Annotated in this window: 17 protein-coding genes and 2 pseudogenes; 7 read left to right on the forward strand and 12 right to left on the reverse strand. The window is 40.6% G+C overall.

Going from position 1 to position 16,970, the window contains the following annotated elements:
• The first annotated feature begins 272 nt into the window (after positions 1 to 272).
• The gene (locus V7K73_RS01065) at positions 273 to 593 is read left to right on the forward strand and encodes a protealysin inhibitor emfourin (protein WP_334876330.1); all 321 of its coding nucleotides are present in this window, start codon (positions 273 to 275) and stop codon (positions 591 to 593) included.
• A gap of 48 nt (positions 594 to 641) precedes the next feature.
• On the opposite strand, the gene V7K73_RS01070 is transcribed toward V7K73_RS01065, so the two are convergent.
• Together V7K73_RS01070 and V7K73_RS01075 are read right to left on the reverse strand one after the other, a co-directional pair.
• The gene (locus V7K73_RS01070) at positions 642 to 2,015 is read right to left on the reverse strand and encodes an amidohydrolase family protein (RefSeq protein WP_334876332.1); all 1,374 of its coding nucleotides are present in this window, start codon (positions 2,013 to 2,015) and stop codon (positions 642 to 644) included.
• 177 nt (positions 2,016 to 2,192) lie between these two features.
• A complete protein-coding gene (locus V7K73_RS01075; protein ID WP_334876334.1) occupies positions 2,193 to 3,107 on the reverse strand; it encodes a DUF4437 domain-containing protein in 915 nt (304 codons plus the stop codon).
• 60 nt (positions 3,108 to 3,167) lie between these two features.
• Here V7K73_RS01075 and V7K73_RS01080 point away from each other — a divergent pair.
• Positions 3,168 to 3,335: pseudogene (locus tag V7K73_RS01080) on the forward strand (alcohol dehydrogenase); the annotation flags it as partial.
• 38 nt (positions 3,336 to 3,373) lie between these two features.
• Entirely contained in the window at positions 3,374 to 3,772 is a 399-nt protein-coding gene (locus V7K73_RS01085; RefSeq protein ID WP_334876335.1) for a nuclear transport factor 2 family protein, read from the forward strand.
• A 64-nt stretch (positions 3,773 to 3,836) separates the two neighbouring features.
• Here V7K73_RS01085 and V7K73_RS01090 read toward each other — a convergent pair whose 3' ends face one another.
• The 7 genes from V7K73_RS01090 to V7K73_RS01120 all read right to left on the reverse strand — a co-directional run bounded on the left by V7K73_RS01090 (position 3,837) and on the right by V7K73_RS01120 (position 9,839).
• Positions 3,837 to 4,313 carry a hypothetical protein gene (locus tag V7K73_RS01090; RefSeq protein WP_334876337.1) on the reverse strand — a complete coding sequence of 159 codons (477 nt, stop codon included), beginning with the start codon at positions 4,311 to 4,313 and terminating at the stop codon, positions 3,837 to 3,839.
• A gap of 450 nt (positions 4,314 to 4,763) precedes the next feature.
• Positions 4,764 to 5,399, reverse strand: coding sequence for a substrate-binding domain-containing protein (locus V7K73_RS29745; RefSeq protein ID WP_442936720.1), 636 nt, complete (start codon positions 5,397 to 5,399; stop codon positions 4,764 to 4,766).
• Positions 5,360 to 5,587: a hypothetical protein gene (locus tag V7K73_RS01100; RefSeq protein WP_334876341.1), complete on the reverse strand. Its 228-nt coding sequence runs from the start codon at positions 5,585 to 5,587 to the stop codon at positions 5,360 to 5,362. The genes V7K73_RS29745 and V7K73_RS01100 overlap by 40 nt, the downstream gene beginning before the upstream one ends.
• 564 nt (positions 5,588 to 6,151) lie before the next feature.
• The gene (gene hpsU / locus V7K73_RS01105) at positions 6,152 to 6,745 is read right to left on the reverse strand and encodes a hormogonium polysaccharide biosynthesis acetyltransferase HpsU (protein ID WP_334876343.1); all 594 of its coding nucleotides are present in this window, start codon (positions 6,743 to 6,745) and stop codon (positions 6,152 to 6,154) included.
• Between the two features lie 137 nt (positions 6,746 to 6,882).
• Positions 6,883 to 7,839, reverse strand: coding sequence for a glycosyltransferase family 2 protein (locus V7K73_RS01110; protein WP_334876345.1), 957 nt, complete (start codon positions 7,837 to 7,839; stop codon positions 6,883 to 6,885).
• A gap of 103 nt (positions 7,840 to 7,942) precedes the next feature.
• Positions 7,943 to 8,875, reverse strand: a complete 933-nt coding sequence (locus V7K73_RS01115; RefSeq protein WP_334876347.1) for a glycosyltransferase — start codon at positions 8,873 to 8,875, stop codon at positions 7,943 to 7,945.
• Between the two features lie 169 nt (positions 8,876 to 9,044).
• Positions 9,045 to 9,839: a hypothetical protein gene (locus V7K73_RS01120; protein ID WP_334876349.1), complete on the reverse strand. Its 795-nt coding sequence runs from the start codon at positions 9,837 to 9,839 to the stop codon at positions 9,045 to 9,047.
• A gap of 182 nt (positions 9,840 to 10,021) precedes the next feature.
• On the opposite strand from V7K73_RS01120, the pseudogene V7K73_RS29750 reads away from it, so the two are divergent.
• From V7K73_RS29750 to V7K73_RS01135, 4 genes and pseudogenes are all read left to right on the forward strand, one after another.
• A pseudogene (locus V7K73_RS29750) lies at positions 10,022 to 10,152 on the forward strand (IS5/IS1182 family transposase); the annotation flags it as partial.
• A gap of 175 nt (positions 10,153 to 10,327) precedes the next feature.
• Entirely contained in the window at positions 10,328 to 10,762 is a 435-nt protein-coding gene (locus tag V7K73_RS01125; RefSeq protein WP_334876351.1) for a CVNH domain-containing protein, read from the forward strand.
• 232 nt (positions 10,763 to 10,994) lie between these two features.
• A complete protein-coding gene (gene cobU, locus V7K73_RS01130; protein ID WP_334876353.1) occupies positions 10,995 to 11,567 on the forward strand; it encodes a bifunctional adenosylcobinamide kinase/adenosylcobinamide-phosphate guanylyltransferase in 573 nt (190 codons plus the stop codon).
• Between the two features lie 52 nt (positions 11,568 to 11,619).
• Positions 11,620 to 12,024, forward strand: coding sequence for a hypothetical protein (locus V7K73_RS01135; protein WP_334876355.1), 405 nt, complete (start codon positions 11,620 to 11,622; stop codon positions 12,022 to 12,024).
• Between the two features lie 465 nt (positions 12,025 to 12,489).
• On the opposite strand, the gene V7K73_RS01140 is transcribed toward V7K73_RS01135, so the two are convergent.
• From V7K73_RS01140 to V7K73_RS01150, 3 genes are all read right to left on the reverse strand, one after another.
• The gene (locus V7K73_RS01140; protein ID WP_334876357.1) at positions 12,490 to 14,151 is read right to left on the reverse strand and encodes a glycosyltransferase family 39 protein; all 1,662 of its coding nucleotides are present in this window, start codon (positions 14,149 to 14,151) and stop codon (positions 12,490 to 12,492) included.
• A 740-nt stretch (positions 14,152 to 14,891) separates the two neighbouring features.
• Positions 14,892 to 15,674: a GNAT family N-acetyltransferase gene (locus V7K73_RS01145; protein ID WP_334876359.1), complete on the reverse strand. Its 783-nt coding sequence runs from the start codon at positions 15,672 to 15,674 to the stop codon at positions 14,892 to 14,894.
• A 370-nt stretch (positions 15,675 to 16,044) separates the two neighbouring features.
• Positions 16,045 to 16,965 carry an NAD(+) kinase gene (locus tag V7K73_RS01150; RefSeq protein WP_334876361.1) on the reverse strand — a complete coding sequence of 307 codons (921 nt, stop codon included), beginning with the start codon at positions 16,963 to 16,965 and terminating at the stop codon, positions 16,045 to 16,047.
• Between the last annotated feature and the right edge of the window lie 5 nt (positions 16,966 to 16,970).

A 16,970-nucleotide genomic window follows, 5' to 3' on the forward strand; every position in this document is an offset into this window, starting at 1 on the left:
AGGAGTTAGGAGTTTGGAGTTTGGAATTTGGAGTTAGGAGTTAGGAGTTAGGAGTTAGGAGTTAGGAGTTAGGAGTTAGGAGTTTGGAGTTTGGAGTTTGGAGTTTGGAATTTGGAGTTAGGAGTTAGGAGTTAGGAGTTTGGAGTTTGGAGTTTGGAGTTTGGAGTTTGGAGTTTGGAGTTTGGAGTTTGGAGTTAAACTGGGATGTGAGAATTATCATCTCTGAGTCTTTGTATTTCTCCTAACTAAATAGGGCAACGGAGAGCAAAAAAATGCAGATATCCTTTGAACGCACGGGCGGCTTTGCTGGGATTACCAAGAAAACAACCATTGATACAGACACTCTCTCGCCAAACGAAGCCAGCACACTTGCCCAACTGGTAGAAGTTGCTGATTTATTTAGGCTACCTGAACACATTACTTCACCAAATCAAGAGAGCGATCGCTTTCAGTATAAGTTAATAGTAGAAGATAACGGTAAGCAGCATACGGTGACTGTTAGTGAAGCATCATTGCCAGAAACCTTAAAACCCCTGGTTGAATGGTTACAAACCCTTGGCACAAAAAAGGTGAAGAATAAAAAAAAGAAATAATCTTATCTCTACTTTAAATCGGTCAATATTTTATTTAGAGGGAGTAATTCAATAACGTGAGCGTTTCAAATAACGTCCAGTGGGTGAAGCTAAAACCTGTCCGTTATTAAAAATCAAATTTCCACGTAAAAAGGTACTTTTTACCCTTCCAGTTAACTCCACTCCTTCAAAAGGTGTATAACCTTGCTGTGACTCCGACTCAGCCGCACTAACCACAAAAGTTTCATTTGGATTTACCAGCACCAAGTCAGCATCATAGCCAATAGCAATATCGCCTTTTTCTAACAAACCAAAGCGCCGCGATGGGTTCCAACACAACAAATTAGCGATATGGTTGTAAGACATCCCCCGCTTGCTACCTTCACTAAATAGACCAGAAAGTAAATATTCTGTACCGCCAAAACCAGACTTTGCTAACCAAATATTATCCGAGTCTTTAGCACTTCTTTTTTGTTCAGCAGAACAGCAAGCGTGGTCGCTAACTATCCAATCTACTTGATTATTGAGTACTGCTTGCCACAAGTATTCCACATCAGCACGGGGACGAATAGGAGGGTTGACTTTTGCCCAAATTGTACTAGGAGTATCGACATCTAATAACAAATGTCCGATAGTAACTTCTCGCCGAAAATTGATATGAGGAAAAGCAGTTTGCATAGTCAAAGCTGCTTCCATTGCTTTACGCGAACTCAGGTGCAACAAATTAATATTTGCACAGTTAGTCTCATGCGCCAAATAAGCAGCAATGCAAATTGCTAAACCTTCAGAATGAGGAGGACGTGCTGCACTATAGGCGTGTAATCCGCTAAGACTAGAATCGTTTTCAACTATTTTGGTATAAGCGTTGAGAATTTCTGCAACTTCGCAGTGCAAACTCAAGCTGATAGTATCTCGCGCTTCTGGATGTTTTTCCATCAAGCGAGTTAGACCACGCATAATAAATTCAAAATGGGCAAAGTCATACCGTTCTTCTTTATTAATCATCAAGAAGAGGTTTTGCTGGTCTGACAAACCATGCAACCCATATCCGCCAGAAAACATGAAGATTTTAAACGAAGAGACACCGTATTCTTCAAACAATAAAGGTATTTCGTCGATATGCTGGCAATCCTCAAGCCGTTTCACGAAGGCTCTGTTCCCTTTAAGCCCTTCCCAAAAAGTCTCGGCACTCATTGCCATGATCAAGTAGTCGATACCAGCTGTGATCACGCGATCGACCGCGAAGAGAATTTCGTCGTCGATCTGCTCCAGAATCCGCACCATCTTTTCGTCACTACTCAAGTCTTGATCGCGAATATGAATCCGGGATATGTGGGATGTAACACCCCGTACCGCCATCGCGTGAAAATCTGGTTCGACGATCGTGTTTGTGCTGGGCGCAAGCACGCCAAATTTTTTGCGCCACCCTAACGCATCTGTCATTGTGGAGTACCCGTGGATATCGCTTATGTCAAGGTATACCGACTATACATGAACTTGTCCCCAGATCATGAAAAATTCTGATGGAATCGTAGTAAATTCTTTGTTGTCTAAAGGTTGTTTTGCTTGTGGGATGAGTATATTGCGATCGCCTAATTACCCTGCTTGCTGGTTGTATTTTCAAGAGTGGGATTTGTTGCGATCGAGTGCAGCCTCAAGACGTGCCTGGTCTTGTTGAGTAATATCTGGGTTATGCAGTATCCAATAACAGTCTAGGCGGTCATTAGTGCGAAACAAAAGTAATGCTCCACTTTCTGTCCAGAATGGGCCGTGTGGAATGTGTGCAGGTCGCCAGTAATAGCCATCTTTGCACATTGCTGTATAGCGTCTATTAAAAGGATCATCGCTCATAGACCAGTGTCCAAGCACATCTCCACAGATGACATAAGCCTCCTCAGTAGTAGGATGACCAGCATAGAAATTACCTTCAGTCCACATAGGTACTAAGCCTAAAATCCATGTGGCGCGTCCGGTTTTTTTATTGGTATACAGGCTTTTACGTGCTGAACCAGGAGGTAAAAAGGTTGTGCTTTCCCATTTCATAGCGTGGAGTTCTTGCAAAGGAACATACTCAGTCATCCGTTCATGGGTCTGCATATTCAGATGATATACAGAAGTTTCGGGGATTTGCTCAAGGCTTGCATAGTCTTCTGTGATGTAAGTGGGGGTAGCATTTGGCATCCACAAGATAATCGTGTCTTCTTCCGTTTTCCAAGGGCCAGTAGGTATGCCAGCTGGGATGAAAGAGTAACTGAGATTGCGTAGTCTAAACCCACCCTGGCAAAGTGTGCCAGTTAATACAAAAATTTCTACATCAGTAGTGAAATGACCGATCGCTGCATTCCAACCCTTTTTCAGGACGATTCGCTGTGTAGACTCACCTTTACTTTCGTTGACAGATAGAACCTGGGCAGTACCGTGTTGACTAATAAAAAAGTTTTCTACATTCAAAGGCACTTGTGGAAAATTAAGAACTGAGTTCAGTGATTCTTCAGTTTCTACATGTTTGCGCCCTGTATAGATGTTATTGTTCATTTTAATACTTATGCCTATGTGCGTAACTCCTATTAAGATTATTATCGAGTAAATATGAGATTTTATGAATATATAGCAGCAGGCGATCGCCTTTTAAACCTGTTCTACACAGATAAACTTAAAGTTGCCGTTGACCCAACACAGTTTCAAGGCATAGAATCTATACCCGACGCTGTAGAATATCTCCTCAGTGGCCAGAATTGTGGCAAAGTGGTGGTGAGGTTTTAAGTAACACGGTATTAATTTATGTCCGGTAGGGGGTGAAAATGACGCAAGATTCAGAAAATACTTTAAAAGTTGCTCAACAGGCATTTAATAATCTGACGCATGGGATGGCAATAGGAGAGTGGGAACCGTTCTTAGATATGCTCACAGAAGATTTTACCTTTTGGTTTCCAATGGGAAAATTCCACGGTTTGAATGTGGGAAAAGAACGAGCTAGAGAATTTTTCGAGTACGTTTCTGAATCCTTCAGTCCTGGTTTGAACCTAACTAGTCTAGACCGTGTTACGAGCAATGAAACGACGGCTGTTTTTGAGTTTCGGGATGAGGGGCTTTTGTTCGGACAGCCTTACAAAAATCGGGTAGCAGTTTCTTTTGATGTGCGTGGAGACAAAATTTGTAGCTATAGGGAATACTTTGGCAGTGATGGTAAATCATATTAAATAATTCGTAATTCGTAATTCGTAATTCGTAATTCGTAATTCCGAATTATTTAATACACTCTTCTTAGTTACTCTCAGGGTTGAGTTCGCTGATTTCTCTGCACTTAGCCTCTGCGGCTTGATATGCTGCTAAGTAGTCTTGACCACCTAACATAACATCACCGTAATATTCATAAGGTGGATCGCCATAGATTGGTAATGGATCATCTTCTGGATAATCTTCTTTCGATTCTTCAATGATGGCTTTCAGTTTTTTAACGGTCAGCCTTTGTGCTGCAAAATACCAGAGTTCTTGGGGATTTTTGTTTAGGTGCGGTAATGTGGGATCGATAATGCGGACATCGGAAGCGTCGCCTATCTCAATCCAACCGTGTTCAACCGGTCTGTATGGTTTCCCCGCAAAAGTTAAAAATCCCTGAATATATTTTGCTCCCTCAGTGGATAATGCTGCTTTGTAAGCATTATCAAACGGAGTGCTAGCTCTGCTGTTTATCTGTTCAGCAATTTTGATTGACAGCGTTTCATCCAATAGTTTGTTCATCAATAGCAAGGATTAGAGCAGCCGTAAAAATATACTATCATTGCTGCTTACCGTCTTGCTTGAGGAAACTTTGATTTTATGTTTATCTATAAAATTACGGGTTTTTCGGGGAATCAAGTTTTATCGGAGTCATCTTTAGACGACAGGGACTTCCCCAACAAACCTGGCCAGAAAGCATATTAGTAAAAACAGTACTGCGATCGCCAAAATGACGCTTTAGAGTTCCGCCATTTTTATTAAAAGGGATCTAGGTTTTCAGGCTTGAGTGCATAAGTCCTATTTACAGCGCTTTTCAAGTAATTGAACTACACCACTTCCTACTCCCCGTCTCATCTGTAGTCTAAATACCTGAAAAAATCCTGTAAATTCAGCAACGCCGCCGATAGCTGTTAAAGTCTGCAAACAGAATTAACAGCTATTGTCCGACAGGCTGCTAGGTCAATTTCTAACCTAATTGCAAGGAGAAGGGCCTAAAACAGTATTTACGCAAGTATTCACAACACCTTTAGACACAGTTTTAATGGAAGCGGGAAGAGGAGCATATCCAAGAGATCCAATGAAAGTATCCGCAAGTGGTAATCCCAAAACCAAGGTACTGAAGGTTTTAATACCATTTATTATCGTAGCATCTGAGTATATGTCATAAAACAGGAAATAAGTTGCTGTGGAAATGGGATAAGCATTTGGACGGGTTGGATCGCTCAAATTATCGATTCTAATCAGCCTGTTAGCGGGACTAGTACCATATTTTACGAGAGTCCCACCTAAAACAGCGTCTGTAATTGAAGCTGATGTGGGAGCAGTGTAATTACCTGCCTTATTACGTAAAAGTGCCGCAGGTAGCTTGTTAGCTAAACGGGTAGAACTATCTACATAACCAATTGCACCAGGAGTAGTGGCGATCGCCTTGGCTACACCACTACCACCAGTAGCGCCAATGAAAGTGCTTGGCCAGGTAACAGTTGTACCGGCTCCTTTATTCCATACATTAGCTGCTGGAATACCTGGAGTTACAGCAGGCTTACATGCAGTATTGAGATGACTGCTTACAACAAAAGTGCTACCACTTGAGTCACTACGACCAATGTGAAGCCGGGAGCAACTGTTTTTAGACTTGTAAACAAAGCATTTACACTACTTGCACCTACACCATTAACTACTGTTTGAGCTAAAGATTTCTGAGTAGCCGATTGACCTACTATTAAACCCATTGTAATGGCAAGTACAGAAATTGAACTTGTCAAATTATTCAAGCGAACGGGATATAAACCCATGTCTTGCTCCTTAAAATTAATCTTCGGTTCAACACCATATCAAATCCAAATCAAGTGTCAAACTGGTGATTATAAATAACCTTCTTTAAGCTCAAGAAACTGGCATGAATAAAGGTTATTGATAAATCAAAAGTTTGCACAAAACGCTGAAGAATGTAGAGTTATAGCAAATTTAAGGCAAAACTTTAAACATCTAAAAAGGCGTCAAGAGCGGTAAAGAGTCATGATAATTCTCTGCTTATTAAAACTTCTAAAGCTCTTAAAACATTCCCTATATATAAACTGCCCTAAAAATGCCACTATTAGCATCAGTTGCTATAACAGGAAACTACAGTATTCTTGGTAAGAAATTTAAAACTGCAATTCTACCTACGCTCTACAGTTCATCATAAAATTCAACAACTGTGAGTTATATTATTATTAAATTTTGGTTATGAATTAATTAAATTTATCTAGAGTTATTTCAACCCATAAATAAGCATTTATTGTGTCTTAAAAAATTAATTATTATTTAGTTTAGTAAAGTTTTCAGCCAAGCGCGGAACTTTATGTACGATCGCTCATTTACGCACTCAAATCAGGGTTTGTGGGGGAATCAAATTTTATCCTAACCGTCTTGGGACGACAGGGGCTTCCCCAACAAACTTGCCCAGAAGGCATATTAGTAAAAACACTACTACGAGCGCCAATCACAGCATTAGCGCCGATTTGCACTCCTGGGCCAATGAAACAATCTGCTGCTACCCATGCACCATTGTCAACGGTGATACTCGCTGTTTTCAACCCAAAGGCAGGGTCTTGGATATCATGACTACCAGTACATAGGTAGCTTTTTTGCGAAATTACGCAGTGTTCACCGATGTGGATCTGATCGAGGCTATATAAAACTACGTTATCTCCAATCCAACTGTAGTTGCCAATGGTAACTTTCCAAGGGTAGGTAAAGCGGGCGGTGGGTCGAATTAATACGCCTTCGCCGATACGAGCGCCAAATAGTCGTAGCAAAGCACAACGCAGAATATTTAACGGTTGAGGAGTCAGGGGAAAGGCGATCGCTTGTACAAGCCACCATAATAAAATATACCAAGCTGGACGCCCCCGATCAAACCAAGATTGGTCGTATTTGCGTAAATCTACGAAAGGTTGCTCATTACTCATTTAGTTAGGAGTTAGGAGTTTGGAGTTAGGAGTTTGGAGTTTGGAGTTAGGAGTTAAGAGTTAGGAGTTTGGAGTTTGGAGTTTGGAGTTAGGAGTTTGGAGTTTGGAGTTTGGAGTTTGGAGTTTGGAGTTTGGAGTTAGGAGTCAATGGTCAATAGCTCTCCCTCTGCTCCCCTAGTTCCCTGCTCAAGAGTTCCTTCTTTCGGGGTAGTTGCAGTATTTAAGTGACCACCACAGTTGCGTAATTCGTAGAGTTTAACGCCAATTTGATATTCATATTGACTCAGCAAGCGTGCATAGATATATCCGGCTTTGCCATCCAAAAAACCGCGTTGAATAATATAAAATAAAACAAACCGTAAAATCGGTTTAAATGGCAGGCGTACCCACACTTTTTTCAAAAAGCGCTTGCGTTGGACTGCATCACCAAATAAATTCGCCCCGATAGTGCCGCTATCATCTTTACCTGTGAGAATATTAAAATAAACGCTGGCTTCCCAGTTGGAATAACGGTTGTGTCGTTCTAACCAGTGATAAAGGTCGCGGAAGTCCTCGTGGAGCATATCATTTTTGAGATACCCAACTTTGCCCTCCAAAATCACATGTTCGTGAACTTCGTTATCACCAGTATTGGGAATATCTTCTGTATTTAGATTTTCGTAACGACCTTTTTTATGTTGAAATAAACGTAGATTCCAATCAGGATATTTGCCACCATAACGAATCCATTTTCCTAAGAAAAATACGCGGCGATTGAGATAATAACCTGTATATTCATTGTTTTGAATTGCTTGCTGAATTTCTTCCCAAAGTTCGGGGGGAATGCGCTCATCGCAATCTACAATTAATACCCATTCGTTACGAAAAGGGAGATTATCTAAAGACCAATTTTTCTTTTTGGGCCAGCGACCATTGAAGTTGAATTGTACAACATTTACACCGTGACTGTTAGCAATTTCAATGCTATTATCAGTACTTTGAGAATCTACTACAAATATTTCATCTGCTCTGCTGAGGCTAGCAAGGCAAGCAGGCAAGTTTGCTTGTTCGTTTTTTGCCGGAATTAATACAGAAACTGGGATTTTAGATGACATATATTTAGGAGTTAGGAGTTAGGAGTTAAGAGTTAGAATGGACTTGAATATGATTGCGGATTGTAGATTTAAGAGAAAAGCATTGGGAATTTTCCATGCTTCTTTATTTATTATTTGATCTGAATAAAAGACCTTGAATAGCAGCATTTAAGTAACCAATCTGACCGTAAGCATATACAAGTTTGTCAAACCGTTCTGCTGGATCAGAAAAATATTGGAATGCCTTATATAAGCCGCGCAGAAACCGTTCGCTACCTCGCTGTAATTGAGCGATTCCAGCTTTACCAGCGAGTTGTTCTCGATAGCATTCACTGATACCTTGCCACCAGCCCCGGTTTAAAAACCAAGAGCGTTGGAGGCGTTCTGGAGCAATATTGTGAGCAACCAACGCTTTGGGAAGATAAGCGACTTGCCAATTACGCTGTAGGGCAAATTCGGTCATTTGCAGTTCTTCGTTTGATAGTAGGTTTTTTCCCACTCGACCGAGATGAGGATCAAAACCGCCTATTTCTTCTAGGAAACTGCGGCGGATGGAGTAATTTAAGCCTCTGGGTGTTAACCCAGGTTGCTCGATATAGATGATATTGTCACCCAAATCGTATGCACCCAGATTTGCAGCTAGCCCTGGAGATAGCCACCGTGGTTGTTGAATTCCTGGAGGCCAGATGAGAGTGACTTTGCCACCTGCGATCGCAAGTTTAGAATTATTGTAATAGGCAAAATATAAAACTTGTAGCCAGCCAGGGCTAGCAACGGCATCGTCATCTAAATAAGCAAGAATATCACCACTAGCTACTTTTGCACCCGTGTTGCGGGCGACAGATAAACCAATGGTGGGTTCAAATACATACTTCAGGCGCGGATTGTGGACTCTTTGTTCTACAACCTCACGGGTGCGATCGCTAGATCCATTATCAACTACTACAATTTCAAAGTCAGCAGCAAAATCCTGCCCTAAAAGACTATCAATTGCAGGTCCTAAATAGGTATCTCGATTGTGGGTACAGATAATGGCAGAGATTTGGGTGTCTGGCATAGATTTTATTTTGGATTTTAGATTTGGGACTTTCCTGCGCGAACGGCTACGCTCAGTCGAACGATTTTAGATTAAAATCTTAAATCCAACGCACACCTGCTGAGAGTTAATCTAAACTAAAAATTACCGACCCACCAACCGAGTTTCTTCGGAAATAATTTTTAAAACTTTACGTTTGTTGAATATGACCGTGTAAAACTACAAGTGTTTGAGCCAGTTGACTCAGGCGGGTTTCCAAAGATTGCTTGCGTCCTAAGAGTTGACGTAACTTTTGGTAACGTGCGATCGCCATGCTAACATTCGGAATCTGATCTGCTGGACATGGGCGCGACCAGACTTTACCAGTATCGTCTATACCACACAGCCGATAGCCAGTAATAGATGATTGATAAGATACTTTCCCACCAGTGGCACAAATTTCTTCTACGTAGTTCATCAGGCGGTCAACTTCTGCATGGCGCAGTGTTGCAGTTCCTCCTGCTTCTGGTTCCTTGGGATTGGATTCTAACCAGCCATTGACAATTGGCCCTTCTAAGTAAATATCCTGAATTTGCTTTAAAATATTTTGCAGTTCTATTTGCCAACCTGCGACGGTTTCCTGAATTTCTTGCAATAGATTCATCGCCAATCCTGGATTTGCTCCGTGGCGATGGCTACTAAAGGTCGGAGTTTTCAACTTGGGTAGGCTGGGTGTTTTGCTACCATCCTCTTCTGCTTGAAAGGTCTGCACAGAGTCATGGTGAGGAAAGAAATTTTGTTCAGTTGGATAATCACTCTCAGTATCAACTGTTTGTTCTTCCTGAGAGGATGGAGTTTGTGTACTTTCTGTGGGTTCGTTGGCTCCGACACTGATTCTAAAAGAAAAAGGCCGTTTTGTCGTCGAATCACCAGCTTCGGCGGCAGAGGCAGTGCCGCGCCCTAAATCATGTAGAGTTGCTTCTATGCGTTTTAAGCCTGCGTTCATAAAGACATCCTAAAGTTTGCTGTCCCCGATGGTGTTGAATAATTAAGAATGGGGTTGTTGGGATTTTCGGCTTTTGCCTGTTGTGACATCAATGATGCTGGTGCTAATTTTATCCCTTAAAAGTTATTTAAAACTAAAAATTTTGCTGATAAAGTAAAAAACTGCGGTTGGTCACTGCGGCCTGGGTGGTTGAGCGCACTTACGAGAAAGCTGATGGGGTGTCGGCGCTTGCTCAACAGACGTTGAGTTATTGCCAGAAACATCGGAGACATTTATCTATCTTGCTATGATCCGGATCATGGTGAGGCGACTGGCATAAAATTTCACCTTTCAAAACTTTTCAAACATCCTGATTAAACAAAAATTAAGTTTAAGTCCCACTAATTCGCTTGAATAAATTTATTCCCATCAAACCAATATAAAAAAAGAGGGCTTATGTCCTCCAAAGAAAGTTTTGCTGTCATAGCCACAAGTAAGGAGTTTCTCAGATGTTTAAATTCAGCAAGTACATTTGTATTGTTTCACTAATCGCTACACCAATCCTTTTCAAACAAAATATAGCGTTAGCAGGTGGTGGATTTACAGGATCATGTCATAACATTCAGTTGAATTTTTTTACTGGCAATGGGGGTTTTTCTCCTTTAACAGCAGACTGCTATACCACCACAGGACAGATTCACAACGGTTCGACAAATTTCGTAGATTTAAATGCTCATATAACCAATAACCATGGAACTTTAGCATGGCAACAAAACGGTGGTTTTGCAAATTCTGTTAGAAATTGTGGTATAAATGTTACAAATGTTACGGTTTTGCATTGCGAGGCAGGAGATGGCGCAGGTTCTTGGCCATATTCTTCTATAACATTGGATGACGAAATAGCAAATTACGACGGTAATTTAACAGTAATTGACGGCTTCTAAGAGGATGTTTAAAAAGGTATTTTGCTCTCATATTTAGCACACTGAACCATCTCAGTACATGGCTAAAACCTTAATTTTCCCTTGCACTTAACCCAGTGCAGAACAGCAAATTATACCTTATATAACTTTTAAAACATCCTCTTAAACCACAAGCTCACTTGCAATAATAGTCGCAGGAGGGAAAAGGCAATATTCCTCCTGCCTCTCTTGTTAAAATATTCATAAAACAACTTTGGGTAAAATCATTTTAGTAACAGGTCCAGCACGATCTGGTAAAAGTGAATGGGCGGAAACTCTGGCCATGCAGTCAAAAAAAGCAGTTGTTTACGTAGCAACAGCCACCGATAACCCAGATGACCAAGAATGGCATCAACGCATTTTAGAACATCAACAACGTCGTCCCCAAGACTGGGTAACTTTATCTGTACCTGTGGAACTGTCGGCTACCCTCGCCGATGCTAAACCCTATACCTGTCTTTTAGTTGATTCTTTAGGAACTTGGGTTGCTAATCTCTTAGAAGAGGACGAATCTACCTGGGAAAATATCGTTGCAGAGTTATTAGAGACGGTGGATCTGGTGGCTGCTGATATGCTGTTTGTAGCAGAAGAGGTGGGTTGGGGTGTGATACCAGCTTATCCCGTTGGGAGGGCATTCCGCGATCGCCTGGGTTCATTAGTGCGTCGGCTAGGTGTACTCAGCAATACTGTTTATTTAGTTACTGGTGGTCATGTTCTCAATCTCAGCATCCTTGGTTACCCATTGCCAAATAGAGGGGCTGGAACATTCAGGAGTCAAGATTCTTAACTATTGATTCAAATTAATCCAAAATCTAAAATCTAAAATCTAAAATTGTAATATGGCAACCAAACAAGAAGTTAGAGGGTACCTTGCCTACTGGTTTCAGTTGGGTAAGAAAGTGATTACGAGCAACGGTAAGGCAAGCTTTTTGCCCCAATCGGTGATAAAAGGCGATCGCTATAGTGAAGAATTTGAAGAGTGCTGGCAAAAAATTCTCTCACCGGAATCGGGTGATTGTTACCTAGAGGGTACACACGAAACCATTGCTGAACTTTTGACACCAGCCTGGGAGATGCTACCTTGCAGCCGTTGCAGTATGCCAGTAGCAGCGCGAAACGTGGGGATGCCGGCGTTGTTATGCCCCTGCAATGATTTACCTAACTGGCCTAATACTGAATTACCAGCACCGCGAGAGCCAATTAAGACTTTAGATCAACTCAAAAGAATTTGCGATCGCTTGTAGATAATCTTGCATTATTCGCTTTGCAAACGCGTCTACGTTCCTCAAACCAACCTACATTGGAGTTATTTTTTAGGCTTAAGGGACTTCCAAGAAATAAATTATCCAATCTTGTGGGGTGGGTTAAGCAAAGCAATTTTTCACAAAGCCAAGCGTATTAGTCCATAACCTTTTCTCAGTCGTCTTTAGACGACTTTCGCTATTAGACTCAGAATTAATTCTGAGGCGGGCTAGATGAAAATGAAATAGCCCTGCTATAACAGGACTTACGCAAAATACCTCTCAAACTCTTATTTCTCCGTGTTCTCTGCGTCCTCTGTGGTTCGATTTTCCGTTATCTGTGCGGTAAGTCCTATATAAACCAATACGCTTGGGTTAAGCCCCAAATTCAACGCAAGAGAGGTTGCAATTGCTAGTCTCTACAAACCTAAAATCAATACCAAAAATCCTTAACCCAAGCTTATTACGCTATAAACTGCTAGATAACTTATTATTAGGTGGGATATTACGTCGGTGCAACTTAGGAGATTTAGCCAATTTCCAGACCGAATAATATTGATCGCTGTAAACAATATCTGTCTTTACTTTATACTTTTTTTCGATTGTTTCGCGCCAAGTGTCTGAAGGATTGAGTAAAAATACATCAGCAAACCCATCAGGGATATTGGGAATTTTTTGGTTATTCACCAACAAAAATCGCACTTTTGGTTTCAAAACATAGCTTAGAGAAAAAACATTCCCATAATTATTGCCCAAAGCATCACTAACCAAAAGTGGACTACTCGTCTGATTGATGATTTGGGCAACTTGGGGATTGCCATAACTCATACCCTTATTCCACCAAGTTTCTGCCTGGGAACTCACCTTAGAAGAAATCAGTCCACAAATAATCACTAATGCTATAATTATCTGCCAAATGCTCCGGCGCGATCCGCTCCCATTATATATTTGCGTAGCTAGTAGGTAAGCAACAGTTATTTGGATTCCTAAATAAGATGGTATGAAATATGGTTCGGTAGATAATTGTATGCTACTAGCACTTGATAGTATTATAGGTAGGGCTGGGACTACAATCAATGCAATCAGAAAAAACCAGACTTTATAGTTAGTTGTTAGACAAAGAAAACAAATTGAATATCCTACGACAATTAAAAATATGGGTGTAATTAAAGAGTTGAGAGGATTATCTTGGCTAAGGTTTATATCAAAAAAAATCCGGCTTAAGTGCATCAGCAAAAACGGAAATATAGGCATCGGAAATGCCTGGACTTTAGTTTTATCTGCTGAAATCAAAAATTGAAAAAAGTCACCTATCACAATTGTTATCCAAGGCATGAAAGCTAAAAAACCTACCAGTGATACTAATAGATAAGTTCTGACAGTTTCATTCAACTTAAATTTGGCAGCGCTCGTTACATAAATTCCGTGAGCAAGTGCTACAAATGCACTCCAAAGACATGTATAAAGGCTGATAGTTAAAGTTATTGCATAAATGCTCCAAATAGCAAATAAATCTGGTCGTTGTCGTTCTTCTACTGGCTCATCTTTATCTTGTGATTCTAGCCGTATTGCTCGTAATAGAGACGCACTAGATAGTAATATGGTGACTAACCAGAGAATATATTCTTGTGCTTCTTGGGCATAAACTAGTTGAATTGGAGAAATTGCCATAAGTGCGATCGCTACACCAGGAACTGATAATGGTACATTAAATAATTCTCGGCATAGCCAATAAACACAAGGAAAAACTAGCAAACTGATGCAAGCAGATAAACTTCTAATTGCCGTCACCGAATTACCAAAGACTTGCATCCACAATCTGGCTATTATGTAATAAAGCGGTGGATGGTAAGGATCTTCTTTTGCCAAATTCATGATTGTGTCATTTAAGCTTTTTTGTTGATTTGCACCTTTAAACTGGGCAAAGCTTTCGTAAGCAATGACACGATTATTAAAAATTTGTTGTTTTACTTCAGTTGTTCTGTAACCAGAAATCCGCAATGAAGTATAAGTTTCATCATGCGAGTAAATTTTACTATCAAGGTTAAAAAAGCGAAACAATACACCCATCGATAATAAGAAAATAATTAAAAATCGCAACCAACTCGGAGCAAATTTGAGATGGCGCATAAGCAATTTTCCCAATAATTTGTCTAAAATAATTCAGTTAGTCAGGCGCACTGGATGAAGTGCCACAGCTACGCCTGTTGTAAACATAGCTAAGTAGGTAGACAAGATAAAACCAAACTATGTAACGAAAAGTAAAATCTCTGTATTTGGTTCGTAGTTGCGCTTTAGCGCTAAAGTGCAACTACGAACCAGTGATGATTATTTGCACCCGCTTACTTAGTTATTATAAGTAGGTAGGCGTAATTAAACATAAGGCATCATGTAAAAATAAGTTGTACAAAATTTATTTGGAATAGCTTACTAAATCTAGCTTTCACACAAAAATTGTTCAGGTTATTTTTACACAAATCATAAGATAAGACCTCACCCTCAATCCCTCTCCGATACTTTGGAGAGGGAAGCCGGAGGCAGGGTGAGGTTTTATATTTAATTTGACCCACTTATTTATCTGAACCTGCTCATCTTTCTGGTCAACATACTTTGAGCGATCGTGTGATTTGAAATATTCACAATAAATATCTCTCTTCTATTAACTCTGAAAACAATAGCACAAGGTTGTATCCAATACGGCAAAACTGACTTTCGTTTTACAGCCGAGATGCAGATGAGAAATAAAATATCATAAATATTCCTATTTTTACAGCCCGTGTGGTGCGCTATAAATAGCGCAATAGACTAGTTTTATCGCTGTAGTTGCGACTGAGTGTCGTTAAGACAAAAGAAAATTTTTACAACATTTCCTAACGCCATCTACCAAAGTCGTTGGTATTAGATATAGTTAAAAAATCAATAGTCTTAAAGTGTCGGTCAATAGCTGGAATACTGCATATTTTAGCTCCAATATTTAAATATGCTTGCACAATTTTAGGTATTTCAACCTTGGATGAATCTAGGCATCTATGAGGCGTTTTTAGACAAAATTGTGAATTTGGATAAACCAAAATACTTGGATGCATCAAGCCATTCTGCTGAAAATAATCATAAGTACAAGTAGCTTTTGAAGGGCATTGTGTTAGTAATGATGCACAGCCAAAGAAATATTGATTTTTACTCCAGATGAGATAATTTGCTAGTCCTTTCCATAATAGTAAAAGTGCTTGAATATTGCGGTATTCTTTAGCTATACATGCACGTCCAACTTCAACTGATGCCTGAAGCACAGAATTGGGAATTGCATTAAGATTAAATATATCGGCAGCATCAAAGCCTAATTTTTGAGAAGCCATTGCATAGGTTTGCATCCGATAAGTTCCAATAGTTTTACCCGTTTTTTTGGAGAGCATGATTAAATGATGGCAAACCGGATCAAACTTATCTATATCCATCTGGGTAAAGTTAGAAGCAGAAAATCCCAAGCCTAGTTCAAGATTAAAAACTTCAAAGCGCAACCGAAAAATTGATTCTAATTCTTCTTCAGTTGACGCTAGCCGTAGGGTATATTTTTCAGTTTGAAGGACGGGAAAATCTTCAATATGGGGAGGAGGATTCAGTGGGTAATTGATGTTGCGTCCAGAAACTTCCATCTATCTTCCTACTTAGATTTGCGAAAACATACTACTACGATTTTGCACTATACAAATAGCTCATATTATGCATTATTAAAGTGAAATGGTATTAGTCTCTTAGATTAGAGGTAGAGTGCTTTTATTATGGAGATTAATTCCTAAAAAATCTGGTAATAAGATACAAAATTTTCCTTTGGTATAGGCTATAAATCAATACGGTTCAGTAATGTATCGAACTTACGTTAAATTAAAATGAAACAGGATCAGTAAAAGTCAAAATCAAGGCAGAAAGCCCCCGGATGAATCCAGGGGCTTGGTTAATTCTGGTTGCGATGTCTACGACGGGCTATTCGGCGTCGCAATCTGCGGTAAATGCACTCTAAAATACTTAATTACGGTGATTATTGCTGTAGTGAACCCTTGTACCAGCCCAAAGCAACTTCTCCCGCAGCGTTTGATAGTAGGAATTGTTCTCGCGCAAAATAATAAATTTAGCCCGACAATCTGCCATCCGCACATCAACGCGGTTTCCCGGCCAAATTGAAGTCCCCAAAACCCCATCTGTCCACAACTTGGTACTCAAATCGTAATCCCCCAAAGGCCAAATACTCACCACAGAACCAGGCGGTAAAACCAGGGGGCGACTAGAAAGGCTCATTGCACAAATAGGAGTGATGGTAATCGCCTCCATACCATCATGCATAATTGGCCCATTAGCAGAAACAGTATAACCAGTGGAACCTGTGGGGGTGGAAATAATCAACCCGTCCCCGACATACTGATCGACTACCTCACCGTCAATTTCCATTTCCAGAATTGAGGTAATCATTCGATCAGCAGAGGCGGGTTTGACACAAAACTCATTCAAAGCCAGGTAACGTTCACTCACTGGTTCTAAATTAGATCCATGACCCTCATACACCGCAGCTTGTAACATCATCCGTCGTTGGATAGCATAGCGATCCTCAAACAGCCGATCCCAAACTTTCTCAGTATCCTGAAACTCTTCCACCGACTCAGTTAAAAACCCCAGATGGCCTCCCACATTCACTCCCAGAATTGGGATGCCAGCTGGGGCTAAATGTCTGGCACCAGTTAAAACAGTACCATCGCCACCGAGTACCAAGGCGAGATCGATTGGTTGAGCCGCCGAAGCCAAAAAGACAGGATAGGGGTTGTCTTTCGGCCCGCTTGGCCCCATCAACACTTGGCACTGGCGACTTTCTAGTTGTTTAGCACAGATTTCTGCCCATTCTTTACTCCGGGCATCCCGCGCTTTATAAGCAATGATTACCTGCTTGAGTTGCACGCACA

It is taken from the genome of Nostoc sp., assembly GCF_036916975.1.
GTDB lineage: Bacteria > Cyanobacteriota > Cyanobacteriia > Cyanobacteriales > Nostocaceae > Nostoc.